Source organism: Bacillus sp. z26, assembly GCF_058313635.1.
On the sequence record NZ_JBZFQM010000002.1, the window covers coordinates 949,345 to 973,613 of the forward strand.

At 36.8% G+C, this 24,269-nt stretch carries 25 protein-coding genes and 4 pseudogenes; 5 read left to right on the plus strand and 24 right to left on the minus strand.

The window, feature by feature from the left end:
• From AC4G3K_RS09825 to AC4G3K_RS09845, 5 genes are all read right to left on the minus strand, one after another.
• Entirely contained in the window at positions 1-360 is a 360-nt protein-coding gene (locus AC4G3K_RS09825; protein WP_491133193.1) for an ArsR/SmtB family transcription factor, read from the minus strand.
• A 293-nt stretch (positions 361-653) separates the two neighbouring features.
• The gene (locus tag AC4G3K_RS09830; protein ID WP_491076359.1) at positions 654-1,553 is read right to left on the minus strand and encodes an EamA family transporter; all 900 of its coding nucleotides are present in this window, start codon (positions 1,551-1,553) and stop codon (positions 654-656) included.
• A 972-nt stretch (positions 1,554-2,525) separates the two neighbouring features.
• A complete protein-coding gene (locus AC4G3K_RS09835; protein WP_491076358.1) occupies positions 2,526-2,858 on the minus strand; it encodes a zinc ribbon domain-containing protein YjdM in 333 nt (110 codons plus the stop codon).
• Between the two features lie 230 nt (positions 2,859-3,088).
• Entirely contained in the window at positions 3,089-3,727 is a 639-nt protein-coding gene (locus tag AC4G3K_RS09840; RefSeq protein ID WP_491133194.1) for a protein kinase domain-containing protein, read from the minus strand.
• Positions 3,728-3,974: 247 nt separating this feature from the next.
• Complete coding sequence (locus tag AC4G3K_RS09845; protein ID WP_491076356.1) at positions 3,975-4,175, minus strand: cold-shock protein; 201 nt, start codon at positions 4,173-4,175, stop codon at positions 3,975-3,977.
• Positions 4,176-4,720: 545 nt separating this feature from the next.
• Here AC4G3K_RS09845 and AC4G3K_RS09850 point away from each other — a divergent pair.
• Complete coding sequence (locus AC4G3K_RS09850; RefSeq protein WP_491133195.1) at positions 4,721-4,969, plus strand: hypothetical protein; 249 nt, start codon at positions 4,721-4,723, stop codon at positions 4,967-4,969.
• Positions 4,970-5,045: 76 nt separating this feature from the next.
• Here AC4G3K_RS09850 and AC4G3K_RS09855 read toward each other — a convergent pair whose 3' ends face one another.
• The 3 genes from AC4G3K_RS09855 to AC4G3K_RS09865 form a co-directional block, all read right to left on the minus strand.
• Entirely contained in the window at positions 5,046-5,228 is a 183-nt protein-coding gene (locus AC4G3K_RS09855) for a hypothetical protein (RefSeq protein WP_491133196.1), read from the minus strand.
• A 279-nt stretch (positions 5,229-5,507) separates the two neighbouring features.
• Complete coding sequence (locus AC4G3K_RS09860; RefSeq protein ID WP_491076353.1) at positions 5,508-5,909, minus strand: cytidine deaminase; 402 nt, start codon at positions 5,907-5,909, stop codon at positions 5,508-5,510.
• Positions 5,910-5,970: 61 nt separating this feature from the next.
• Complete coding sequence (locus AC4G3K_RS09865) at positions 5,971-7,122, minus strand: MFS transporter (protein WP_491133197.1); 1,152 nt, start codon at positions 7,120-7,122, stop codon at positions 5,971-5,973.
• 91 nt (positions 7,123-7,213) lie between these two features.
• Here AC4G3K_RS09865 and yeiL point away from each other — a divergent pair, with 91 nt between their 5' ends.
• The gene (yeiL, locus tag AC4G3K_RS09870; RefSeq protein WP_491133198.1) at positions 7,214-7,876 is read left to right on the plus strand and encodes a transcriptional regulator YeiL; all 663 of its coding nucleotides are present in this window, start codon (positions 7,214-7,216) and stop codon (positions 7,874-7,876) included.
• Positions 7,877-7,965: 89 nt separating this feature from the next.
• Here the strand turns inward: yeiL and AC4G3K_RS09875 are convergent.
• Positions 7,966-8,247 (minus strand): annotated as a pseudogene (locus AC4G3K_RS09875) (low molecular weight phosphatase family protein); the annotation flags it as partial.
• Between the two features lie 389 nt (positions 8,248-8,636).
• Between AC4G3K_RS09875 and AC4G3K_RS09880 the strand changes: the two are divergent.
• A complete protein-coding gene (locus AC4G3K_RS09880) occupies positions 8,637-10,754 on the plus strand; it encodes a beta-glucosidase family protein (protein WP_491133199.1) in 2,118 nt (705 codons plus the stop codon).
• 758 nt (positions 10,755-11,512) lie between these two features.
• Here AC4G3K_RS09880 and AC4G3K_RS09885 read toward each other — a convergent pair.
• The 3 genes and pseudogenes from AC4G3K_RS09885 to AC4G3K_RS09895 all read right to left on the minus strand — a co-directional run.
• Positions 11,513-11,713 carry a cold-shock protein gene (locus AC4G3K_RS09885; RefSeq protein ID WP_491076348.1) on the minus strand — a complete coding sequence of 67 codons (201 nt, stop codon included), beginning with the start codon at positions 11,711-11,713 and terminating at the stop codon, positions 11,513-11,515.
• Positions 11,714-12,098: 385 nt separating this feature from the next.
• Positions 12,099-13,379, minus strand: a complete 1,281-nt coding sequence (locus AC4G3K_RS09890; protein WP_491133200.1) for an MFS transporter — start codon at positions 13,377-13,379, stop codon at positions 12,099-12,101.
• Between the two features lie 417 nt (positions 13,380-13,796).
• Positions 13,797-13,919 (minus strand): annotated as a pseudogene (locus AC4G3K_RS09895) (SpoVR family protein); the annotation flags it as partial.
• A 139-nt stretch (positions 13,920-14,058) separates the two neighbouring features.
• Here AC4G3K_RS09895 and AC4G3K_RS09900 point away from each other — a divergent pair.
• Positions 14,059-14,631, plus strand: coding sequence for a cupin domain-containing protein (locus AC4G3K_RS09900; protein ID WP_491133255.1), 573 nt, complete (start codon positions 14,059-14,061; stop codon positions 14,629-14,631).
• Between the two features lie 433 nt (positions 14,632-15,064).
• On the opposite strand, the gene AC4G3K_RS09905 is transcribed toward AC4G3K_RS09900, so the two are convergent.
• On the minus strand, positions 15,065-15,265 hold the full coding sequence (locus tag AC4G3K_RS09905) for a cold-shock protein (protein WP_491074947.1): 201 nt from the start codon (positions 15,263-15,265) through the stop codon (positions 15,065-15,067).
• Between the two features lie 200 nt (positions 15,266-15,465).
• On the opposite strand from AC4G3K_RS09905, the pseudogene AC4G3K_RS09910 reads away from it, so the two are divergent.
• Positions 15,466-15,758, plus strand: a pseudogene (locus AC4G3K_RS09910) (D-glutamate cyclase family protein); the annotation flags it as partial.
• Between the two features lie 137 nt (positions 15,759-15,895).
• On the opposite strand, the gene AC4G3K_RS09915 reads toward AC4G3K_RS09910, so the two are convergent.
• The 11 genes and pseudogenes from AC4G3K_RS09915 to AC4G3K_RS09965 all read right to left on the minus strand — a co-directional run bounded on the left by AC4G3K_RS09915 (position 15,896) and on the right by AC4G3K_RS09965 (position 24,104).
• Positions 15,896-16,270, minus strand: coding sequence for a nucleotide excision repair endonuclease (locus tag AC4G3K_RS09915; protein WP_491076347.1), 375 nt, complete (start codon positions 16,268-16,270; stop codon positions 15,896-15,898).
• Positions 16,271-16,441: 171 nt separating this feature from the next.
• Entirely contained in the window at positions 16,442-16,621 is a 180-nt protein-coding gene (locus AC4G3K_RS09920) for a hypothetical protein (RefSeq protein ID WP_491133201.1), read from the minus strand.
• 59 nt (positions 16,622-16,680) lie between these two features.
• The gene (locus AC4G3K_RS09925) at positions 16,681-16,965 is read right to left on the minus strand and encodes an iron-sulfur cluster biosynthesis family protein (protein WP_491133202.1); all 285 of its coding nucleotides are present in this window, start codon (positions 16,963-16,965) and stop codon (positions 16,681-16,683) included.
• 174 nt (positions 16,966-17,139) lie between these two features.
• Complete coding sequence (gene arsC / locus AC4G3K_RS09930) at positions 17,140-17,559, minus strand: arsenate reductase (thioredoxin) (RefSeq protein ID WP_491133203.1); 420 nt, start codon at positions 17,557-17,559, stop codon at positions 17,140-17,142.
• 38 nt (positions 17,560-17,597) lie between these two features.
• The gene (gene arsB, locus AC4G3K_RS09935; protein WP_491133204.1) at positions 17,598-18,656 is read right to left on the minus strand and encodes an ACR3 family arsenite efflux transporter; all 1,059 of its coding nucleotides are present in this window, start codon (positions 18,654-18,656) and stop codon (positions 17,598-17,600) included.
• Between the two features lie 17 nt (positions 18,657-18,673).
• Positions 18,674-18,991 (minus strand): ArsR/SmtB family transcription factor, encoded by a 318-nt coding sequence (locus AC4G3K_RS09940; protein WP_491133205.1) that lies wholly within the window; start codon positions 18,989-18,991, stop codon positions 18,674-18,676.
• A 513-nt stretch (positions 18,992-19,504) separates the two neighbouring features.
• Positions 19,505-20,503, minus strand: coding sequence for a DNA/RNA non-specific endonuclease (locus AC4G3K_RS09945; protein WP_491133206.1), 999 nt, complete (start codon positions 20,501-20,503; stop codon positions 19,505-19,507).
• Positions 20,504-20,793: 290 nt separating this feature from the next.
• Positions 20,794-21,422 (minus strand): annotated as a pseudogene (locus AC4G3K_RS09950) (SpoVR family protein); the annotation flags it as partial.
• Positions 21,423-21,617: 195 nt separating this feature from the next.
• On the minus strand, positions 21,618-22,271 hold the full coding sequence (locus AC4G3K_RS09955; protein ID WP_491133207.1) for a TetR/AcrR family transcriptional regulator: 654 nt from the start codon (positions 22,269-22,271) through the stop codon (positions 21,618-21,620).
• 40 nt (positions 22,272-22,311) lie between these two features.
• Positions 22,312-23,376, minus strand: a complete 1,065-nt coding sequence (locus AC4G3K_RS09960) for an ABC transporter permease (protein ID WP_491133208.1) — start codon at positions 23,374-23,376, stop codon at positions 22,312-22,314.
• Positions 23,373-24,104: an ABC transporter ATP-binding protein gene (locus AC4G3K_RS09965; protein ID WP_491076338.1), complete on the minus strand. Its 732-nt coding sequence runs from the start codon at positions 24,102-24,104 to the stop codon at positions 23,373-23,375. The genes AC4G3K_RS09960 and AC4G3K_RS09965 overlap by 4 nt, the downstream gene beginning before the upstream one ends.
• Positions 24,105-24,269: the final 165 nt, after the last annotated feature.

A 24,269-nucleotide genomic window follows, 5' to 3' on the forward strand; every position in this document is an offset into this window, starting at 1 on the left:
TTATTTCACCTCTTTTTTATGCATCAAGGCTATCATCATGATTTGTTTAATATGTTCATCATCCAATGAATATAGTGCTAATTTACCTTCTTTTCGATACTTAACAATATCCTGTTTGTAAAGAGATCTTAGATGGTGAGAAGCAGTCGCTACTGATGAACCAATAATATTCGCTATGTCACATACACATAATTCTTCATCTTGGCAAAGAGCATACGTAATTTTCGCTCTATTTTCATCAGCAAGCGCTTTAAATAATTGAGCAACACTGCTCAAATTCTCATTTTGTATATCTGCCTGAATACGATCTACCTTTGTTTGATCAAATGTGTATACATCACATGTATCCTTTTTTCTCACTATTTCACCCTCTTCATTCAAACCTTCGTTTGATTATATTATATACCCTCCATACTTATCATTCAAATATATGTTTGAATAAGAAAAAGGATTGGACTATTCTAGTTTTGAGCTTAGATAAATATCTATTTTTACAATATATTTCTTTTTAAGATAGATGATTTATATTGGGGTTCCTAATAACAAAGACGTCCACTTGTTAATGTGGTTTATCAAGAAAGAAAAAGACTGTCGACAATGTCGACAGCCTTCGTATGAGCTATGCTAATCTTTATCATACAAGAATATTAGAATCACAATTCAATTGGTTCATTCTGAATTTTACGTTTCCATCTTACCCTCATATTTGGATAAGCAATTCCGCATAAAATAATAATAACACCCATCCATTGTATAGCAGTTACTGTTTCATTGAGCACCAAAGCAGACATGAATACAGCCATAGGCAATTCTGAAGCACTTAAGATGGTCCCAAGCCCGCTTCCTATCTTAGGCATACCTATATTAAAGAATAATGGTGGGATTAAGGAAGCGCATAAACCTGCAACTATACTATATTTAAATAAACCATCCATCAATGAACCATTTAGAAGGAACATTGGCGGGAATACTATTAAAATAAGTAATGCTGCCCCCGTTGTCATCATCGCACTCTTATAAATGGGATGAATTTCAATATTGCTGCGCCCACTCACCACAATGAAGGAGGCAAATGATGCTGCAGATAAAAGTCCCCAAATTATACCCGCGAGAGAAAGTTCACCATTACTTGCCATGACACCTGATGCAAGAATGGATCCTAATAAAATGACTACTGTGGCAATAGTATTTTTCTTACCAGGAGCCTTTTTGTCAAGTATATATTGTAAAACAAAACTAATCCATGTAAATTGTAACAGCAAAATGATGGCAAACGAAGCATCTACATAAGTCAACGATTTATTATAAAAGATTCCCGTCAGACCCATTGGGAACCCACTTATTAATAAAGTTACCATTTGCTTACCTGAGAGCTTAACCTTAGGTACAAATATTGCAACAATCCATAGCATAACAGCACCCAAGAAATACTGACTCCCCGTAATTTCACCCTGTGTAAATCCTTCCCCATAGGCAAGTTTCACAAAAGTAGAAACCACTCCATACGAACATCCACCTAAAAAAACAAGCAAAGCATACTTCCAAATCCCCAAAATAAAATCCCCCTTAATTAAAAAGCTGAAACGGCTTGTTCAGGAGCGAGGAGCATAAGACAGGGGCACGAAGGGAGGTATTTTCCCTCCCGTAGTGACCATGCTTATGTCCTGAGCTCCTAGCCGTTGAAGCTAGATTAAATATAAAGCTGAAACGGCTTGTTCAGGAGCGAGGAGCATAAGACAGGGGCACAAAGGGAGGTGTTTTCCCTCCCGTAGTGACCATGCTTATGTCCTGAGCTCCTAGCCGTTGAAGCTAGATTGCATATAAAGCTGAAGCGACTGTCCAGGCCTGACAAGCATAAGAGGAGGTGCGTAGAGAGAGTTCTTTTTCTCTCGCAGCAGCTACACTTATGACTCGAAGGCCTAGGAGCTGAAGCTAGATTAAATAAAAAGCTGAAACGGCTTGCCTAGGAGCGAGGAGCATAAGACAGGGGCACGAAGGGAGGTGTTTTCCCTCCCGTAGTAACCATGCTTATGTCATGAGCTCCTAGCCGTTGAAGCTAGATTGCATATAAAGCTGAAGCGACTGTCCAGGCCTGACAAGCATAAGAGGAGGTGCGTAGAGAGAGTTCTTTTTCTCTCGCAGCAGCTACACTTATGACTCGAAGGCCTAGGAGCTGAAGCTGGCCAAAAATAAAAAACACCCACCCCTAATAAAGGGATGGGTGGCGAAAACAACACATTCAAAAATCCACCTGCTGCACAAAAGCTCTGCAGCTTTTAAAAATATAATATACCTTACAGATTATAATCACTATTTATATGGATGTAAAATATAAACTATATACTTCTTTTGAACCTTTAGCTACCCTTTAATAGAATAAGTCATAAACATACAAAAGACATTGCGAGTTCCGCAATTCCTTATATGTAATCTTTACAATCAATTTAACAATTTTGCTTCTTTATCTTTATCTCATAAAAATGCGTCCAACAATTATTTTGTTGAACGCATTTTTAAAACATTATTTATATCTTTTTAACAAATTCAGATTTCAATTTCATTGGTCCAAAGCCGTCTATTTTGCAATCAATATCGTGATCAGCATCTACTAGACGAATATTTTTCACTTTTGTACCCTGTTTTAAAACTGATGAGCTGCCTTTAACCTTTAAATCCTTAATAACTGTAACAGTATCCCCATCATTTAAAACATTTCCGTTAGCATCCTTGTACACTTTTACCTCTTCACTTTCAGTTTCTAACGTCCACTCATGTCCACACTCTGGACAAACTAAAAGCGGACCATCTTCATATGTGTATTCAGAATTACATTTAGGGCAATTTGGCAATGTTGTCATATTTATTAACCTCCGCAGAATTAACTATTATCATTCAATAGTATTCTCATTTTACAAACATAAATTAAATTTCATGTTTATATCCATAAAAAAGATTATAACCATGACAACCGGCCATTAGAAGTAGTGTTTTATTGGTAAATAACCACCATACTTGTCTGTTGAAATAAGTTTTCGATATAATCCCAACTGCATAACTTCTTTTTTTAACGGTTCAGAGCAAAAAAATTCTATTCGGCAGAACCAAATAAAACTCTTAATGCTTTTGGTAGATACCTTTTTTTATAAATAAATGAAATGAAGTTGAGAATGAAGGCAGGAATTTTTTTAGGGAAATATTGTTTAGAGTACATCTGGAAGTACGCTCTCTCTATATCATTCCATTGATTATCTTTTTCCTGTTGCATGAATCGAGCAACATCAATCACTTTGACTTCATCACTCGAAGTAAGAATGATATTTTTAAGGTGTATATCAGAGGGATTCAATCCTACTTCCTCCGCCAATTTTAAAGCCTTGCTTATCTCTTTAAACTTCCTTTCTGGAACAAAAATACCTCTTTGTAAACACTGAAATAATGTATAGCCCTCTATAAAATCAATGACGATATAATTATTACCATCATCATATAACGTTGGATAATATTCTATATGCTTCAATTTACGGTAAATAGCCGCTTCCTCAAAAGCTATTCTCTTTATGTGCGGAAAGTATACTTTTAAAGCTAAATCTTTATCTTTAATTTTAAATACATAGGCACTCCTGCCTGTACCAATTAGTATTAGATCTAGACTATATTTCACTAATCTTGGTTTGAGCCCATTCATTTCAATCTCTACGCTATCCGCTAGAGCTTTATACGTTATCATAAACACCTCATTTTAAAATAAAATCCCCATATCATATAAGTCCAAAACGATCTAGGCTTATTTGAAATGGGGACTTTCCTTATTAATATTAAGATATTAGACTCATTATACTATATACCTTTGGAGATTATTAAGATATCTGCTTTAGTACAAGAAATATAAATAAAGAATACTTCGAATCAACAGTTTATTTGTTTTAAATAAAAAAGACTCTCCAAGGAGAGTCTTTCAGTTATAGGTTAGGTTATTATGCTTTTTGAACGTTAGTAGCTTGAGGGCCACGTTGACCTTGTTCTACTTCAAACGTTACACTTTGACCTTCGTCTAAAGATTTGAAACCTTCGCCTTGAATTGCTGAGAAATGTACGAATACATCTTCCCCATCTTCACGTTCGATAAATCCAAAACCTTTTTCTGCATTAAACCATTTAACTTTACCTTGTTCCATGTTTGTTGCCTCCCAGTGTGTACATCACACAATGTATTACTATCCTTGCTCAAATCACCTTAGACGAAAAACAAAATCACTTCTAAATCTGTCTAGAACAAAAATAATTCTTCTTTATAGTAACATGTTTTTCAGGATTTGGCAATTTTTAGAATTGCAATGATGTACTTAATAATTTCACTCTTTATCTTCCCAGTTTTTCATAGTCTTAAACTTACAACGTGTTTTTGTTAACGCAACTCCAACCATCTTTGTTATAGAGCTCTCAAATACAAACAGATTAACTTATTATCCCAGCTTTAGATTTTCTTAATTTTTTATAAACAGGATAATAGTCTATTTTATTTATCTGCTCGTTCTTCTGATTGTTTACAAGCGATACAAAAAAATAGACAAGCATCTGTCTATTTTCATTATTTTTAGAAAATAATGAAAATACCGCAAGTTAACAAGCAGACCATAAGTATCTAACAGGTATGTTAGTTATTAAGAATCAAAAAATTATTATGCTAGTATATAATCATGAATTAAATGAGGTGACTATTATGAAAGAGACTATTGTAAATACAAACTTAAAAAGTATGATTAATATTGAAATCTTAAAGGCTGCAAAAGCTGTTGACACAACAACAGATGCTTCCGAATATTATTATAAAATTATGGAATATAAAAGAGCGAAGAAATTAAAAGAACTAAGATCCGAATTAAACAAAGGAAATGACTATGTCTTAGAAAAATTAAATCAATTATCCAGCAAAAACGCTTCTTTTTATAAAAGTCAGCAAACGAGCTGACTTTTACTTTATCAATCATCATTTCTGGCCAGCTTATGAATACCCTGTTCTTATCCCTTGTATTAAACCAGCAAAATTAATTCTTCATTAATATAAAATTCTTTGTAAATTCACTCTCATTTGCAGATATCACATTTTTTAAATCCTTCGTTCGTAATACATACTCTTTAATCCCTATAAATTCTGATTCTGCAATCAAGTAAAACTCTGTTCCTTTTTTAAAACCTTTAAACTGTTTATTTAATCTAAATACCTTCATAAAATGACCCCTAGCGATGAATTAGAATAAACATTTATTTAATCATATCCAATAACTTCAAATCTAACTTTTTTATTATACATTATTCAATACTTGATAAACTTTTTCTACAACGAGTAATCTGTTCGAGGATTAATTCTAAGGGAAAGTAACTGGATCCTATACCTATACATCTTAAGCAGGATGGGACATTACCCTGCCTTTAGTAATTGCTGATTCCATTCAATAAAATGCAAGAGAGAGCCAGTCTAAACCGGCTCTCTCTTTTCTTACCTATTTTTACATATCTAAGTCTGTAAAGGCATATGGCACTAATTCTTTTAGAGTCAATTCTTTACATTCATTTTTAGCATTCGTTAAATAAACAGGCATGTCAGGTGGGCAAAATTCCACTAATACTTGTCTACAAATACTGCAAGGAGGAAGATAATCCTCTGTAGCCCCGGCAATCGCTATCGCTTGAAAATCTCCTTTTTTATACCCTTTCGTAATAGCCGTAAAAATAGCGGTTCTTTCTGCACAATTGGTTGCCCCAAATGAAACGTTTTCAACATTTACTCCATTGATAACGCTTCCGTCTTTTAGCAAAAGGGCAGCTCCCACAGGAAATTTAGAATACGGCATATACGCATTTGATTTTACTGCACGGGCACTTTCCATTAATGTTTCTTTATTTACCATCCTGATCATCTCCAACCATATTAAATTGAATAAAGACACTCGTTTCCTATATTATACCAAGTTAGTAACTATATTTTCTTCTTGTCACTAAAATGATCCAAATTGCAGGCAATGTAAAAATGGCCATTCCAGCGAAAGAGAGTCCTGGAGAAATATCATATAAAAATCCGCCTGCCAATGTCAATATCGCTGTGCTAAAACTCATCGCAAAAGCTGAATATACTCCTTGCGCATTGGAATTTTGCTCTTTGGGCAACGAATTTGTTATATAGAGAATAAATGCATAGTGGGCTAACGCAAATGACAGTGCATGCAAACTCTGCGATAACATAAAGACCCATACATTAGGAAATATAAATATGAGTAGCCAACGTAAAGTCGAACCAATTGCGGCTATCAATAGTAACGAAGATGGTTGCCATTTTCTAAACAGATGATCAGCCTTTGCAAAGCAGATGATTTCAAAAAGCACAGCAATATTTATTATCATTCCAATATAATAGGTGTTCACACCTAGATCCTGTAAATAGATATACCCATAATTATAATAGGAAGCATGGGCACCCTGAAGTAAAAATACAATCAGCAAAACAATTGGAAAGCTTTTAATCTTCCATAAGCTGCTCATCTTCATGGAATTCTTACTATCTTGTTGAATCGGCTTCTCTAACAATATTGATGGTGTTGGTAACATATACTTGATAAGCATTATTGCAAGCATAAACATCATCGCCCATAAAATTGCTTTGTCTCCAAAATATCCGGTAACCATACTAATCATGAGCACAGAGACTATAAAACCAAGAGATCCATATGAACGAGCTTTTCCGTATGCTCCATCTCCTTGTTTCATTAGAATAACTGCCGTACTTTCCACCGCGGGTAACAAGGTTGGATAAAAGACACTAAAAATGAGAGTAACAACAAATAGTGAACTAAATGATGTCGAAGGAATATAAAGGAGTGTCCCCACTAATGAGCTAATTATTAACATAACAACGACTTTATGGGCGCTCCAATATTTAGAGGCAAGTGGATAAGCAAATAAAGCGGATATCCCCCGTATGACCAATCCAAATCCCATAATCAAACTTGCTTCTGAAACTGTTAATCCTTTTCCTTGGACAAGAAAGCCCGTCCAATAAGGGAGAAATATACCCCATGTCATAAAAAACATAAAAAAGTTCTGTGAAAACCAACGTGAATTGTTCATTCTTTTTCCCTCCATATTGATTGCATCATAGCATGTTCACCTATACAATAATGTGAGATATCTCATATTTTTAGTAATCTGGAGGAAAAAAGTGCAGTTTTTATCTGAACCCTTGCGTAGTCAATACATTGATTTATACAATATTCAATCTTATTTCAGCTTTTCGATTAAACCGTATATTCAAGTCCATCAATTTGAGCGTGGAGAATTCATATATAAAGAAGGTTCTATACCGGAATACTTATATCTCCTTGTCGAAGGAAAAGCGAAATTATATATTACTCATGAAAACGGGAAAGTATCTCTCCTAAATTTTATTGAAGCACCTTCCTTTGTAGGCGAACTCGAATTGTTAAATGCCGAAAAATATTCCATAGGAGTTCAAACATCAACAAAAGTCATTTGTTTTGCTATCCCTATGCATTCTTGTAAAGAAAAACTATTGAAGGATCCTGTTTTCCTCAGGCATCTGTCCATATTTTTAAGCAAAAAGACACATCTTCTCTCATTTAAATCTGTTCAAACACAAATTTATCCACTCGAAAATCGGTTGGCCTCATTTATTCTAATGTCAGCTGAAAATGATTTTTACAAAGAAAAACATACTGAAGTCAGTGAGTATTTAGGTGTCTCCTATCGCCACTTATTACATGTTCTATCACATTTCTGTAAAGCAAATCTTATAAATAAATATGAACGTGGCTATATTATTATAGATAAGGAACGGCTTCAGCAATTAGCTAAAATTGATTAATGATACATATGTCCAATTCACTATCTAATAAAAAAAGCTAATCTGATGATTAGCTTTTTTTATTAGATTAGCTTTAATAATTGACAGGCTTATTCCCCAGTTTTAGCGAACCGGTCGATGCGATCTCTTATCTCATCACGTACCCTTTGGAAGAATGCCCATTTTTCTTCCTCACTTTCTTCCGCTTTCGCCGGATCATCAAATCCTCAATGAACTCATATTACGCTTGGCGGCGTTACTGGGCAATGTGCATCTGCATGTCCACATAAAGTTAGGAACAAATCTGCATGATTTAAAATGTTCGGATCAATCATATCTGATGTGTGATTCGTTATGTCTATATTTACTTCCTGCATCGCTTTCACTGCATTTCTAATTTAAACCATCATATACTCGAAGAAACTCATTTATTCGATTTTTCACTTATTAATTATCATAATACTAAAATATCTACTAATAAAACAAAAATAGTACGAGTAAAAGGATGATAAAAAAAATATAATTTACACATTGAAACCAAATTATATAAGAGAATTCCACAGATTTAACAAGGGAAGTCTCATTTTCTTTACTTAGGATTTTATAGAATTATCTGGTTATCTTAAATATGTAAGCGATTTAGCATTTAGCTATAAGGTAAAAGTATTAGAAATAATACGTTTATTTTTATAAAAATATTGTGTTAGGAGTGTTCATCATGAATAATCAACATACTACTGATACAGAAAAGAATGGACAGTTTCCATGGATGGACAAGTCATTGTCACCACGTGAACGTGCTGAAAAGCTTGTAGCTGCTATGACATTGGAGCAAAAAATTGCCCAGCTTCATGGCGCGATGAATACGATTAATATTTATGACATGCCATCTATGGATGAGATGAATGCCATGAGCCCTGAGGAACAAGATCAACTTATGGCCCAAATCCAGGTACAGCGCCATGTAAAAGGTATTGATGAGTTAGGAATCCCACGTTTTCGTATTACTAACGGCCCTGTAGGCGTTGGAATGGGCGACGGACACCCAAGCCCGCCTGCTACGGCTTTGCCAATGACGATTGGACTTGCGGCAGGCTTTGATCCAGAGCTAGCGCGTGAGTATGGAGATATCATTGGTTCAGAAACAGCTACGCTTGGTCAGCATGTTCTAGAAGGACCAGGTGTTTGCTTACACAGAACGCCAATTGCTGGACGTAACTTTGAATATTTCTCTGAAGATCCATACCTTTCTGGCGTAATGGGCGTTGAGGTTACGAAAGCGATTCAAGACCATGATGTTATCGCCATGGGTAAGCATTATGCTGTTAACGACCAGGAGTACGAGCGCTTCCGCACAAGTGTTGAGTTGGATGAGCACGTATTGCGTGAGCTTTACCTGCTTCCGTTCGAAATGCTAGTTAAGGACGGGGATATTGCTGCAATGATGAGTGCCTACAACCGCGTCCGTGGTGTATATGCAACTGAAAGCCGATATCTCCTCAACGATATACTCCGTGACGAGTGGGGCTTCCAAGGATATGTTCAATCTGACTTCTGGTCTTGCCGTTCTGCTGCCGCTTCTTTGAACGCTGGTATGGACCATGAGATGCCAGATGCTAAATGGTTGAACGAGACGAATGTCAAGAATGCCCTTCAAGACACTAGCCTTGAGATTGAAACGGTTGACCGTGCATTGGTTCGCCGCTATACGCAAATGTTCCGTTTCGGTCAATTCGAGCGCCCTTACAACCCAGGTGAGATTGATGCAAAAGGTCATGGTGCTAGATCTCGCAAAATCGGTTCCCAGACCGCTGTTCTTCTGAAAAATGAAGGCAAAATGCTGCCACTTGATCCGAAAGCTTATGACTCCATAGTAATCATTGGTCAATCTGAGTACGTTGATGATGCGTGCAATGGTGGGGGTGGTTCTTCAAAGGTTACTCCGCTCTACACGGTACCACCAGTAGAAGGCATGCAAAATGTCCTTAAAGGTCTTGGTTCACACACGTCAGTCAGCAAGGTTACTGTCGCAAAAGATCTTTCAAACCTTGACGAAGCCAAAGAAGCTGCTGCTAAAGCTGATATGATTATTCTAATGGCCGGCTTGGTTGCCTCTGAAGGTTTTGATTTACCTAGTCCAAACATGCTAAATGATCAGAATCGTATGATCGACGAACTATTGGATATCAACCCGCAAACGGTTGTAGTCATGAAAGACAGCAGCCCTGTCATGATGCCATGGATCCATAAGGCTAAAGCTGTTCTTGAGGCGTGGAACCAAGGTACTGAAGATGGTCACGTCGTTGCCGATTTACTCTTTGGCGTTGTAAATCCATCCGGTAAAGTTCCTACCACATACGCAGCTTCTGAGGATGATCTTTTATACGCAGGCAGACCTGAGCGCTATCCTGGTACAGATGAAGGCAATGGCTTCCCGGTTATCCGATATTCTGAGGGCCTTAACATGGGCTATCGTTGGTTCCAGTCCCAAGGAATTAAGCCATTATTCCCGTTTGGATACGGTCTATCCTACACAACCTTTGAGCTTTCCAGATTCTCAGTAACACCATCACAAACAGATGGAAAATCCCCTATCACGGTAAAAGTGAACGTAACCAACACAGGAAAAGTTGCTGGAGCTGAGGTTGTTCAAGTATATCTAGGTATTCCTGTCCAGGGACAGCCACCTAAGCGTCTTGTTGGTTTCCAAAAAGTTTACTTAGAGCCTAATGAGTCACGTGAAGTTAGCATCACGATTGACCCAACTGCCACGAACCATCCAATGGGTGTATGGGACTACTACGAACACGATTTCGTGGTGAAACCTGGCGAGTACACTGTATATCTTGGTACATCCAGCGAAGATACTCCTTACAAAGAAACAGTAATTGTTGAATAAGTAATATTAATTAATAGCTAGAAGGATTGAATCAATAATAAGATTCAATCCTTTTTACGTGCATTAAAATATGTTTTCCAATTGGAAGTACTCTATTAAAGGCTTTGTTCTTCCTTCGTTATGCCAATTAATTATGATAGTCTTTGAAAACTTGCTTTGGGTCATTATTAGCCCTTTCTTCAACCAAATATTGCAAGAAAGCTGCGCCAGTAATCGAACATAATACTTGTTAAACTCCCTCTATAACTGTCACTTCCAAACTACTCTAAGGAATAGTTACCATATCTGTGCTTAAACAGATCCATCAATTTTATCTCTATATTTGTTTAAAAGATTTTTCAAATAGAAATAAAAAATCATCTTATTAATTTATTTATTTGAGAGAAAAGCAAGCGTTAAAATTATAATGTGGAAGAAAGTAGTGATTGGCGGTCTCCTTGCCCAATTCAGAGCTTAATAATTTGGTTGGAAGTCCCCCCTATTACTGGATGAGGAAATATTAGAAGATGTCCACGAGACGAATAAATAGAGCTAAAAGGGGTAGAACATTTGATAAAAAATCCCTTACAAGTAGGCAAGGTTAAATTAGGGATTATTCAAGCGCTATGCTATACTTAGCCTACCATTTGCTATTACAGTTTCATTCGTTTGTTGCACAAGCTTTATTCATTTATTGAATAAGGCTTTTTTTATTGACCAGCAAAATGATTAAAAACAAAAATAGACCCTACAAATGTAGGGTCTATTTTTAGCTGTTATTAAGCTTTTTGAACGTTTGTAGCTTGTGGGCCACGTTGTCCTTGTTCTACTTCAAACGTTACGCTTTGACCTTCGTCTAAAGATTTGAAGCCATCGCTTTGGATCGCTGAGAAATGTACGAATACGTCTTCTCCGCCTTCACGTTCGATAAATCCAAAACCTTTTTCTGCATTAAACCATTTCACTTTACCTTGTTCCATAATTGTTGCCTCCTAGTGTGGATGTCCACACAATGTATTACTATCCTTGCTCAAATACCTTAGACGAAAATCAAAACTGCTTCTCAATCTGAAACCGAACAAAAATAATTCTTCTTTAGAATAACAGATATATTTAGAAATAGCAAAGAATAAGATTAAACTGTCCATTAATACCTGTAATCTTCTACTATTGCCACCACAACTAATAGTAGACTTTGAATAAACAAGAATGATTTAACTTATGAAAGTTTTGATTATCTAACCGAATATAGCAAAGGGAAGGTAAATAATACTATATAGTAAAAAGGATGCAAGGTTAAAACAGTAAAATGCCCCGTTCTAACCCAGGTCAGAAAAAAAGACCTGCTAGAGCAGGTCAATGGTTTCAGATATTCAAGTGTTTGGAATCCCACACTCCTGATTCTACTAATTTATCCTTCCCTTTATATGCAAAGAGAACGGCAAGAATATTGATGACTAACATGATCAGGATGGCGTACAGTCCTGCCGTATAGCTTCCTGTGAATTGAAATATATATCCATAAGCAGGAAGGGCCACAATAGAAGCGACTGCTAATCCTAAAGAAGCTGTGGAGTAAATTTGGCTGTACTCTTTGTTTCCAAATAAACTTTGCGTCAACGCAGGTGCTAATGTGCCGATTCCGCAGGTCACAAAGGCAAAAAGGACGAGCGAAACGAAAATCATAGCCGAGCTGGATGAAGCGAACAATAAAAGGGAAACGGAAACCATTCCCAACACCATCGTGAATATGGTGGTATTTTTCGAACCTATTTTGTCATTTAAAATCCCGACCACAAGTGACCCCAGCACCACACCAAGCATATAGATACCCATAGCGCTTCCTGCGAACGATTGCGTATACCCCTTGCCAACTAGATAAGTCGGAAAGTGCATGGAAAAGCTGGCTATCGATGTGATCAAGAAGAAGAAAATGGCCAATCCATAAAAAGCAGATGATTTTTTCGCCACCGCCATGGTAACTCCTTCTTCTTGCGTTTGTTCTGTTTGGTCTGTTGAGTCTTTCCCTATCTCAGCTGTTCCGTATGGATATAACCCTTTTGCTGGAGACAAGGTTTTAATCAGGAGAAGAACGATTGGGACCACGATGACAATAGCCGCGACTCCGACTGCCACATACGAGTATCTCCACCCATGACTCACAATTAAATTTCCGATCATCGGCTGAGCGACGGCCCCAATCAGACCGCCAGTTGCTGTCAGGATACCAAGCGCCAACCCGTTCCTTTTTTTAAACCATTGGTTGATCAGGACAGGTCCAGCAATCACGGTGATAAAGACACCTCCAACAGCCAACGGAACCGCAAATACATACCATCCCCATACTGAATTCATCATGCTGAACACCACATAAGAACCTGCTTGCAAAAAGATTGCCAAAATCAAGAGCAACCGAATATCGTACTTGGCCATCAATTTTCCCCCAAAAGGAAGAAATAACATGGTGACCACAGCCGATACACTTAAATATAAAGTCAAGTTCCCAAGCCCAATATCCAAGTCTTTTGAAATAGGCGTTAAGAAAAGGCTTGCGGAGTTATTTACCGCCCCTTTCCCGATACCGACAATTATACAAAGCCCCACCAGTATCCACCAGGCATAATGAATTTTTTTCTTACTAGTCATACAAATCCCCCTTAGTTGTCTGTAACGAGGAAGCCTAATGCTTCCTCCAATCCCGCTTAACGCAATATAGTGGTTCCCCCGTAAACCACCATGGTTTGCCCCAAGATATGATCGAAATCACTGCTCGCTGATAAACCGGTTGAAGCATAAAGAATTAAAATGCTCACATCAATGAATATGTATAATAAATGCGATTTTCTTTTTCCTAGGATCCAATCCCTTGAAGCTCTCGGTCACCTCCAAACGACCGACAGATACAAATTTTAACACGATTCCCAAAAATAAGACACGAAAATTACTAAATATTTCAATTGATACCTTTTTGAATTACTACATATTACAGCACTCTCAAATTCAAGTAAGAGCATCTTCGATATGCGGAACGCTCCTTCTCATCTCTTCATCCAGACTGTTTTATCGCCCTTCGATATCCTCAACCATTTTGATGCCCAAACTATAGGGGGTAATGCCTGTTCGTGACGGCTGCTCCATACCTGCATTGAGCTTCGCAAATTCAATCGCTTCCCCGCTCATCAACTCAGGGTTTGTAAGGGATGCATTGGTACCTAGCTTCATTCATTTAAGAATTTCAAAAAGCCTAATAATTACCCCAGCTCTAAGTACATTCTCTTAAACAATGAATAAGATAATTTTATAAGATGTGAAGGGATTGAAAAAAATGTATTATGTTCCTTTTATATATCCATATCCGTATCCTTATTATATGAATATACCAAGGTATAACTATGCTAGACATTCCGTTTACAGGACGTTTTCTAATGAGATAGATTATGGTAACAGATTTGATTCTTTTCATTCTTCCCATGCTAACGAAAGGGTTATGTTGAAAGATAATGGACCGGGACCATATGTTGTTGATATCAATAAAGCAACAAAGCAAAACAATACGTATCGCACTGCATTATGGACAGGAACACATTTACAAGTAACTTTAATGAGTCTCAATGTTGGGGAAGATATCGGTTTGGAGATTCACCCTGAAGTTGATCAATTCTTACGTATTGAAAAAGGGAAGGGAATTGTTCAAATGGGCAAAACTAAAGGAGATTTAAACTTTAAAAGAAATATCTATGACGACTCAGCAATTATGATACCTGCTGGAACATGGCACAATGTGACCAATACTGGTACTATTCCGTTAAAACTATACTCCATATATGCTCCTCCCAACCATCCAAATGGCACTGTTCATATGACCAAAGCAGATGCTTTATCTATGGAAGAAGGCTAGGTTTCAACAACTTTCTCCCTCTAAGCCATAGCTAAATAAGGGAACCGTGTAACCACCACCTATTTCTCCTAATCCATAATAAGAACAGTAATATAGTAATAATAATAACACCATATTCTAATATTTAAGAAAGGACCAAAGAAATGGGAAGCATAACGGAGGTGGGATAGAACCCACCTTCTTTTAATTACACGGGATCTTGCATATGGAAACTCATATAAAAACAGACAAACAATCCTTTTGCAGACAAACTGATTTAAATTAGGGATTATGCAAGCACTGTGCTATACTAAGCCTACCATTTGCTATTACAGTTTCATTCATTTGTTGCAAGCTTTATTCATTTATTGAATAAGGCTTTTTTTATTGACCACCAAAATTGATTAAAAACAAAAATAGACCCTACAGATGTAGGGTCTATTTTTAGCTGTTATTAAGCTTTTTGAACGTTTGTAGCTTGTGGGCCACGTTGTCCTTGTTCTACTTCAAACGTTACACTTTGACCTTCGTCTAAAGATTTGAAACCGTCGCTTTGGATCGCTGAGAAATGTACGAATACGTCTTCTCCATCTTCACGTTCGATAAATCCAAAACCTTTATCTGCATTAAACCATTTCACTTTACCTTGTTCCATAATTGTTGCCTCCTAGTGTGGAATTCCACACAATGTGTTACTATCCCTGCTCAAATACCTTAGACGAAAATCAAATTCTCTTCTCAATCTGAAACCGAACAAAAATAATTCTTCTTTAGAATAACAGGTAATTCCAATAATAGCAAACCATACGACCTCACCTTCATAATTGGATGTTTATCTATGATTGTTAGAATAGCCCGATGAGAGAAAAGGATGCTATTCGAGCAGTCCAGGTCACTAGCCGGTTACCTTCTGTACATGGCGCTCCTATCCATATCGGCAATCCGGCTGCAATTGGCATAGAGGATCTCCATCATCCAGATTTCGGTGACAGCGTAATTATAAAAGATAGTGTATCCCTGTCTTTTGGGCATGCGGCGTGACTTCCCAAGCTGTTGCCATGCATATAAAACCAGAAATCATGATCACCCATGCTCCAGGCCATATGTTTATAACAGATTTAAAAAATGAACAGTTTAGAATACTTTAGTCCTAACCTTCTACAATCTATTTGAATAATTAAGGTTTTCTCCATACTAATGTCAGTGACCGCTTCCCCGAAAAATAAAAAACCACAACAAAGTTGTGGTTTGGGATTCGGTTGATATGCAGCTTTGTGTTTCTCACTTAACTAAAAAACACTTTGTCGACATTATATTTTGCGCGAAGTGTATTGATGATGTAGGTTTCATAAATTTCACGTTCCATTGGGTCTTCTACGATCATCAATTCAATTTTATGAACTTCAGCTCTGTGATCTTTGATTGGGCTTACGTTGTCCTCGAAATGCTTTTTTACTCTTTGGCGCAGTTTTCGCGCTTTCCCGGCAAAGAGAAGCTCGTCGCTGCGATTATAAAATAAGATCAGGCCGCCTTTGTCGCGGGGAATCTGGTGAAAATCGATGAAGCCATAGATTGGCTTTATGACTGGTTCGCCTTCTTTTGGCTGTTGCTGTCTTTGGGTAATGGTTAAATCTGGTTTAGGGATTACAATGTTAATCATTTTATCACGTCCTCTTTCGTTAACCTTTATCATATCATACGATTGGTGTGAAAGATAGGATTATTTCGAATGTTCCACTATACTGAAATTTACATGTAGTTAAATTTCAGCAACTATTCGCTGGTAAGATAGCGCATACTACCTTCATTCAGCGGCTCCTTACAACATTTTTTACTGCCACAAGAAACTATGATGAGTCGGTTCACCATACAAAATTGGTTTACCTTTAAAAAAATCTTTTTCCATCCAACATTTTGCATCTTCAGGGCTTAACTCTCTTGTACTCATTATTAAATTTAGAAAGCTCTCAAAATACTCAACTGATAAATTACCTCCATGATTTACAGTCATAATTCCCGCATCCCTCATCATATTTTTTTGATAACATTATAGTTTTCAATCACGTTCAATCAATCGCACGTTCCTTCATTATATCCATTTAACACAAGACCTAATTCACCATCTTCTTCTTCTGCATCAATAGTTACATTAGTTAATTGGCCTTTGATTTCAGGTTGGATCGCGATTTTAACACCCATGATATCTTCTGCAATATCTCTTTCTTTTGCTTCCTGAAGTGCCACTCCCAAGTTCATTCCACTGCATCCCGCAATCTCATAAAAGCGCAAAGTAGATACTCCTTTCGTTTCCATAGCTTGTTGTAGATAGGTTTTTGCCTGTTCCGTCATTTTCATTTTGCCATTCCTCCATATACTTAGTAGTGTGTTGTTTTCATCCCTCTTAGTTACTAGCTAATTTCTAATGTAGCTCTGTATCCTTCCATTCTTTATGCTGGCTCTATGGGAGGATATGGACGATAAAGATAAGCCAAAAGCCAAGAGATTTTCCCTTGGCTTTTGGTTGGTAGATTATTCACCTGTTTTGGCAAAACGTTCAATGCGTTCGCCAATCTCATCGCGCACTCTTTGGAAGAAAGCCCATTTTTCTTCATCGGTTCCTTCTGCTTTTGCTGGGTCATCAAACCCCCAGTGTACACGTTTCACATGTGGCGGTGTCATCGGGCAGTGTTCATCCGCATGACCGCATAATGTCACAACTAAATCCGCATGATTCAGTATTTCTGGATCGATCACATCGGATGTTTGATTTGTAATATCAATATCGATTTCTTTCATGGCTTTGACCGCATTTGGATTTAATCCATGTGCTTCAAGTCCTGCGCTTTTGACATTCCATTCAGGAAGAAGCTGTTTCGCCAATCCTTCTGCCATTTGGCTGCGGCAAGAGTTCCCCGTGCATAAGAAATAGATGGTTTTTTTATTCGTCATAAGTATCATCTCCTGGTTGGATAATTAGTGTGTTGTTTCTATAACTTAATTGTACGGAAATATTTCTTTTCCCATCTAAGTGCCACAGTTACCAGTGCGATGAGGACAGGGACTTCGACGAGTGGCCCAATGACCGCAGCAAATGCTTCCCCGCTGTTGATTCCAAATACCGCAACAGCTACCGCAATCGCCAATTCAAAGTTATTACTAGCAGCTGTAAACGATAGGGACGCCGTAACAGGATAGGAAGCACCTGCTTTTCGGGATGCGAAAAATGATACCGCGAACATAACCAAGAAATAGATTAATAATGGGATAGCTATCCGAATCGCATCCAATGGCAGTTCAATAATTTTTTCCCCTTTTAAAGAGAACATCATCACAATCGTAAACAATAAGGCAATCAAGGTAAATGGAGATATCTTAGGTAAGAAGGTTTCCTGATACCATTTTTCTCCCTTAACTTTCAGTCCAATATAACGAGTCAACATGCCTGCCACAAACGGAATTCCCAAATAAATCAATACGCTTTTCGTAATTTCCCACATGGAAATTACAACTGTTAGGTTTTCCATGCCAAACACTCCTGGTAGAACGTTCAAGAAAAAGTAGGCGAATACAGAATAAAATAAGATTTGGAATACTGAGTTAAAGGCCACAAGCCCAGCTACATACTCTCGGTCCCCGCGTGCCAAGTCGTTCCAAACAATAACCATGGCGATACAACGGGCGAGGCCAATCATAATCAATCCAGCCATGTATTCAGGATAATCATGTAAGAAAATAATGGCTAAGAAGAACATTAAAACAGGACCAAGCAGCCAGTTTTGAAATAAGGAGAGCAATAATACTTTCCAGTCTTTAAAGACACGCCACATTTCTTCATATTTAACTTTTGCCAATGGTGGATACATCATGATGATCAATCCGATTGCAATTGGAATCGAAGTAGTCCCCACAGACATGGTATCTACTACATTTTTAAAATTGGGCGCAAATACGGCAATCAATACACCAACCGCCATGGCGACAAAAATCCATAACGTTAAATAGCGATCTAGGAATGATAGCTTTTGGGTCACACTTCTTTCTTCCATTTGGTTTCTCCTCCTCATTACTCCTTAATTTGTTCACAATCAGTTGAACAACAATTCGCGTTGATAGGTTCCAACTGATCAATAATGGCTTGGATATAAGGCATTTGAACCTCATTTAAACGGCAATATTTCCAAGTCCCTTTTTTTCTCTCCAGGATAATTCCAGCATCCTTTAGTTTTTTCACTTGTTGACTAACCGCTGGCTGAGAGATTTGTAAGACATCGACAAAATCACACACACACACTTCACCATGTTTAAGGCATGCCAGTAATTTCAATCGATTTGAATCACTTACAGCTTTTAACAATTGAGCCATTTCCTCCATTTGATTCATATTTATACCACCTTATATAATCATTCTCTTATATAATTACACACTTATATTATCCTTTATGCTATTTCTTTTCAAGCAGGAAGATGTCTTATATAACAACTTTACACATTAAATTGAAAAGACCATCAAATACAATAGTCGGAGGTTTTAATGGTCTTTAAAAGCATTTTCTTTATTTAATTAAATCAATCATTAATCAACACCATTGATGGCGCTTCTTCTCTCCAAAAAGGAAGGCGATATCTCTCCATACGCCAATCAATTTTCCAATTCTTTCTTTGCAGCCGATTTCCTTAAATCTATAAATGAAATGCAAGGAAAGGCTAGTAGTGTTTTCTGGAATAATGCTTGATTGAAAACTCAATAACTTTCGATTTCACTGGTTTCATTTAGTGATAAAACCTCGTCTATAAAAAAATAATAAAAATAAGCTTGGGATATCCCAAGCTTATGAATCGTTCAATAAGTAAAATATTCTTTCATTCATCTAGTTTGCCTCAAAGTTATAATTACTTATTCCCCTACCATTCCATCATTATCGTTATCGCGCATATAAGGATATAACCAATGGTCACTCGTTATGGGCATACTGAAACCTGCATCTTTTGCTTCTTTAATCGTTACTTGTCCATTACCGTTAGCATCAACACTAGAAATATCACCACTCGTGTTTGAACTAGTTGAATTGCTTGAATTGGTTGAATGAGAAGGTTTGTTGCCTGTTAGACCTAGTGATTCATTTACTTCATCAGGATTCACATTGTCAAATGAATCAACAATCTTGTTGCCCCTTATAGTATAGGTATACTTATAATGCGAAGGAATCTGTGTTTCCGTATTCGGATATGTGATAATTGCTTCAAAATTAGTAGCTCCACCTGCACGACGAATCGCGTCTTCCATATAAGCTTGATCACCATGTCGGTTGAGTGTACTTTCTTGCGGGGTAATATTATACGCATTCGATACCCCTCCGAGAGAATCAGCGATTATATGCCCTTCATCTAAAACAGCACTTTCGACACCAGGAACCTTCGCCTCATCAGAGTAATATCTACCAGACGATGTTACAGGTTCGCTGCGGTCATCTTGCAGAATGATTTCGTCAGCAATGACACGTACTAATTGACCGTATTCATTCGTAAATGCCCAATATTCACGGTCCCCAAATCCAATGTCAACGACAACTTTAGATTGACGATATCCGGACAAATCACCACCATCCACTTCAATCCGTTTGTATCCTGAAAACTGTTCATCATTTGAATGGGTTGGTGTTTCCTCTAATACTGGTTCATCAACTACTTGTTCCTCTACTACTGGTTTATCAACAACTGAAGTGGTAGTTTCTTCTTTCTCTTCTTCTTTTTTGCTATTTTCTTTTGTATTATCTGTGGTTACTTCTTGTGAATCCGTTTCTCTATCTGTAACGGATCCTTCCTCTACGTTCGTACAACCAACCATAAACATAATCATTAAAAGTGAGATTATATAGTTTATTTTCTTTTTCATTTTAGGATTCTCCTATAATTAACTTTAATAACTTATAAATGGTATTTTATCACATAATGTTATTCTATTTTTATTCCCGCATTCATTTTCCTTTTATTTCTACAAGCATTTAATTTAGAATGCGTTTCATATGCGAAAAAATAAATAAAGCGATATAAACCCTGACTTAACAACAAAAAAAACACGGTGATTTTATATACGAAATACTGTGCGTTTTGACTAGATATTTACTAGTTGGCCGCTCACAAGTAAAAAAAGAAGCCAATCGGGGATTGGCTTCTTCTCATCAATTACACATATTTACGACTTACGCTCTTCCCATCATAACTAAACAAAATCCCCTTGCCTTCCAACATAGTCTCTATATAAACTGTCCATCCCCAAATGCAAATGCGGCAGAACCTTCTCCAGGCATTTCACATCGAGCCCAATATCTTCAAACCAATGCTTTAGGTGTAACTCTCCATTTTTTAGATAATATCCGTCATTCACCGTGATATCCGGGAATCCACCATTCACGCACATGCTGACGAGCTGATCATGTACCGCTTTCCATAGCTGATCGACAATCTTATAGTCGCGCCATTTTTCTGGAACAGATACGTATCCTCACGCATAACCAGATCCTTTGTCAGGTAGTTACGTGAGAAGCTGATATACAATTCAATCTCCCGCACTTCAGACATTTTCTCACAACCTGAATTCAATTTAACGCCGCACCTTCTCATCTCTTCATCTGGGTTGTTATAGCGTTCTTCTATATCCTCGAACATCTCGATGCCCAGATAATATGGGTTACTGCCTATTCTTGATGGCTGCACCACTCCTGCATTGAGTTTCGAAAATTTAATCGATTCCCCACATATTAGATCAAGCTCACGCAGGATGCGTTGATGCCAGTAGCTCGCCAGCCTTCGTTCTCCTAAGGATCTCAAAAAAACCTGATTTCTTTACTAATCAGGTTTTTTACATAAGAGCATTACCACAACAACATTTTGCTATGTACCCCATACAATACTCTGTATAAAAAAAGCAGCTAAAAAATAGCTGCTTTTTACTGAAAAGAGTATCCTTATTTAAGCCTTTTGTTACACAGTGGCTTCAGTAAAATCTTCTATTGAGAAGATTGTCCAAGCCCGTTTAGTATAAAAAATATAGCTTCCTCAATTTCATTCTCGCTAATGGAATGTTTATTTAACAATATAAAATTAGAAATAAACATTCCACCTATTACTGTGATGAGCATTTTAAGGATTACATCGTTTGATATGTCTTTAATTTCGCCTCGTTGTTTATATACCTCAATCACTTTTATTAAATGATTAAATCCAATCTCCAGAACATTAGGAAGTAATTCGTTTCTAAGTTCCTCTTTATAAAATATTTCCTTAATGAACACCTGAAATATTTCTCTGTTTTCAGAGAGAAAAGCACTACGGTTTGTTACAAGAGCTCTTAAAAACTCTTCAAATGTATACTTATCATTCATAAGTTCACCGACGAGTTCATCTACCATCGTAGGGAAGAAATCTTTTAGAAAAGGAATCATTATAGATAACAATAAATTTTCCTTCGTTCCATAATGTTTAAATATTGTTCCTTCTGCTACACCTGCTTTTTTAGCTATTTCAGATGTTGATGTATTTGAATATCCTTTTTCCGCAAAAGACGTAATAGCAACCTCAATAATTTTCTTTTGTTTAACCGTTTGTTTATTGGATTTTTCAAGTATTTTAGCCATTTCATCTAGTAGATTATTATTTACCATTTTAACCACCATCTTTGTTTAAAGCTATATCGCTTCCGTATTATAGCTTACGATACTTTTTCAAAGCAAACAAATTTAAAACGATAAACACTGCTGCAAAAGCCAATAGAATATATAGGTTACTACTAATATCAGATAAACTTAAACCCTCGTACATTACTCCTTTTAACGCATCTGCTGCATAATACAACGGCATAAAGTTTGCGAATACTTGTAGCCAATCCGCCATTCCCTCAATGGAGAAAATACCCGAGAAGAATATTTGTGGCACAATAATGATCGGTATGAACTGAATCATCTGAAACTCTGAACTTGCGAAAGAAGATAATAATATTCCAAGTGACAAGGCCACAAGAGCAATAATGACATTGATTAACATAACCGTCCAAATGGAACCAACTAAAACCATATCCAATACATTTATCGCAAACAAAACGATAATAACAGTCTGTATCAATGCCAGTAAACCATAGCCAACAAGGTATCCTGCGACAATCTCTCCTCTTTTAATAGGTGTTGCTAATAGTCGCTCCAACGTGCCAGTTGTTCTTTCGTTTAATAAGCCTATGCCAGAGATTAAGAAGACGAAGAAGAAGACAAAGAACCCAACTAAAATAGGACTAAAGGTATCAAAAAGCTCTGTTTCACTGCTGCCATAAACATAATTTGTGTTCAAGGAATCTAGTGAGAGCAATTCACTCTGTATTGCGTTAGTCCCCATCAATTTTAATTGCTTTGCTTGAGTATCAATTTGCTTTACTTTCATTTCTAAACTTTTCGCTATTGTAGGATCATCATTAAGTAAAGTTAAGGTTGTTTGATCGGCTTCCACTTGTAAAAAACCATCTAAATCTTTATCAAGTATCATTTCATTAACATTAGAAAATTTGTTATATTCCTTTACTATAATATCTGCATCTTCTAATTTTTCGATAATTTTCTGATTCCCATTAGCAACTCCCAAAACAGGATCCACGGTATTTCCATTAAAGACTAGGTTCATTAGTGTTAATACTAATAATGGAGCAACAAAGAGAAGAGCCAGTGTACGTTTATCTCTTAGTATTTGTAATAAAATCCTCTTAATAAGTGCTACTGTTCTCATTGTACTTTCCTCCCGGCATCCAAAAATACCTCATCTAAACTATTGACATTATATTGTTCTTTCAATTGGCGAGGTGTGCCAGATGCTATGAATGAACCATCTCTAACCATTGCGATATAATCACATTTTTCAGCTTCATCCATTACGTGAGTCGTTACAATAATCGTTTTGCCTTCCTCGTTTTTCAATCTTAACAGCTCATTCCAAATACTTAATCTTAATTCAGGGTCTATTCCCACAGTAGGTTCGTCTAATATCAAAACTTGGGGATTTTGAATTAAAGCGATTGCAAGAGATAATCGACGTTTCATACCTCCTGAGTACGCTGACACTCTTTTATTAAGGTCTGCGGTCAAGTTAACTAATTGTGCTGCATAGGCAATCCGTTTCTGTTTTTCAGTTTTGTCTAACTTAAAGAGCGATGCGAAAAACATAAGATTTTCCTTACCAGTAAGAGCCTCATATAATGCATCTGATTGTGCCATATATCCAATTTTTTGCAGGATATTTAAATTAGGCATTTTTTCACCTAATAAATAGACAGAACCTTTATCAGGAACATCCATTCCAACAATCATTTTTATCAAGGTGGTTTTTCCAGCTCCTGAAGGCCCTATAAAACCATAAATACTCCCTTGTTTAATATCTAAGTTGATATCTTTTAATACCACTTTTTTGCTGAAACTTTTTGTGACTCCTTGAACTTGAATAGCATTAGCTTCACTCATTATGTAGTCCTCCTTCCAAAAGTAAGTGTTTACTCACTCACATTGATTATAATCCCTGGTTGAGTTCCTTTCAATAAAAAGTGAGTAATTACTCACTTTTTCATATTTCGCACTAAACCCATCTTAATGAAAAGCACCAAAAAACTAGATAATATCTATATATAT

Bases quoted from the DNA above. Each gene is read 5' to 3' on its own strand.
- AC4G3K_RS09835 (WP_491076358.1), bottom strand. From the start codon at position 2,858: ATGACAACATTGCCAAATTGCCCTAAATGTAATTCTGAATACACATAT.
- AC4G3K_RS09840 (WP_491133194.1), bottom strand. From the start codon at position 3,727: ATGATAACGTATAAAGCTCTAGCGGATAGCGTAGAGATTGAAATGAAT.
- AC4G3K_RS09845 (WP_491076356.1), bottom strand. From the start codon at position 4,175: ATGGAACAAGGTAAAGTTAAATGGTTTAATGCAGAAAAAGGTTTTGGA.
- AC4G3K_RS09850 (WP_491133195.1), top strand. From the start codon at position 4,721: ATGAAAGAGACTATTGTAAATACAAACTTAAAAAGTATGATTAATATT.
- AC4G3K_RS09855 (WP_491133196.1), bottom strand. From the start codon at position 5,228: ATGAAGGTATTTAGATTAAATAAACAGTTTAAAGGTTTTAAAAAAGGA.
- AC4G3K_RS09860 (WP_491076353.1), bottom strand. From the start codon at position 5,909: ATGGTAAATAAAGAAACATTAATGGAAAGTGCCCGTGCAGTAAAATCA.
- AC4G3K_RS09865 (WP_491133197.1), bottom strand. From the start codon at position 7,122: ATGAACAATTCACGTTGGTTTTCACAGAACTTTTTTATGTTTTTTATG.
- AC4G3K_RS09885 (WP_491076348.1), bottom strand. From the start codon at position 11,713: ATGGAACAAGGTAAAGTGAAATGGTTTAATGCAGAAAAAGGTTTTGGA.
- AC4G3K_RS09890 (WP_491133200.1), bottom strand. From the start codon at position 13,379: ATGACTAGTAAGAAAAAAATTCATTATGCCTGGTGGATACTGGTGGGG.
- AC4G3K_RS09900 (WP_491133255.1), top strand. From the start codon at position 14,059: ATGTATTATGTTCCTTTTATATATCCATATCCGTATCCTTATTATATG.
- AC4G3K_RS09905 (WP_491074947.1), bottom strand. From the start codon at position 15,265: ATGGAACAAGGTAAAGTGAAATGGTTTAATGCAGATAAAGGTTTTGGA.
- AC4G3K_RS09915 (WP_491076347.1), bottom strand. From the start codon at position 16,270: ATGATTAACATTGTAATCCCTAAACCAGATTTAACCATTACCCAAAGA.
- AC4G3K_RS09920 (WP_491133201.1), bottom strand. From the start codon at position 16,621: ATGACTGTAAATCATGGAGGTAATTTATCAGTTGAGTATTTTGAGAGC.
- AC4G3K_RS09925 (WP_491133202.1), bottom strand. From the start codon at position 16,965: ATGAAAATGACGGAACAGGCAAAAACCTATCTACAACAAGCTATGGAA.
- arsC (WP_491133203.1), bottom strand. From the start codon at position 17,559: ATGACGAATAAAAAAACCATCTATTTCTTATGCACGGGGAACTCTTGC.
- arsB (WP_491133204.1), bottom strand. From the start codon at position 18,656: ATGGAAGAAAGAAGTGTGACCCAAAAGCTATCATTCCTAGATCGCTAT.
- AC4G3K_RS09940 (WP_491133205.1), bottom strand. From the start codon at position 18,991: ATGAATCAAATGGAGGAAATGGCTCAATTGTTAAAAGCTGTAAGTGAT.
- AC4G3K_RS09945 (WP_491133206.1), bottom strand. From the start codon at position 20,503: ATGAAAAAGAAAATAAACTATATAATCTCACTTTTAATGATTATGTTT.
- AC4G3K_RS09955 (WP_491133207.1), bottom strand. From the start codon at position 22,271: ATGGTAAATAATAATCTACTAGATGAAATGGCTAAAATACTTGAAAAA.
- AC4G3K_RS09960 (WP_491133208.1), bottom strand. From the start codon at position 23,376: ATGAGAACAGTAGCACTTATTAAGAGGATTTTATTACAAATACTAAGA.
- AC4G3K_RS09965 (WP_491076338.1), bottom strand. From the start codon at position 24,104: ATGAGTGAAGCTAATGCTATTCAAGTTCAAGGAGTCACAAAAAGTTTC.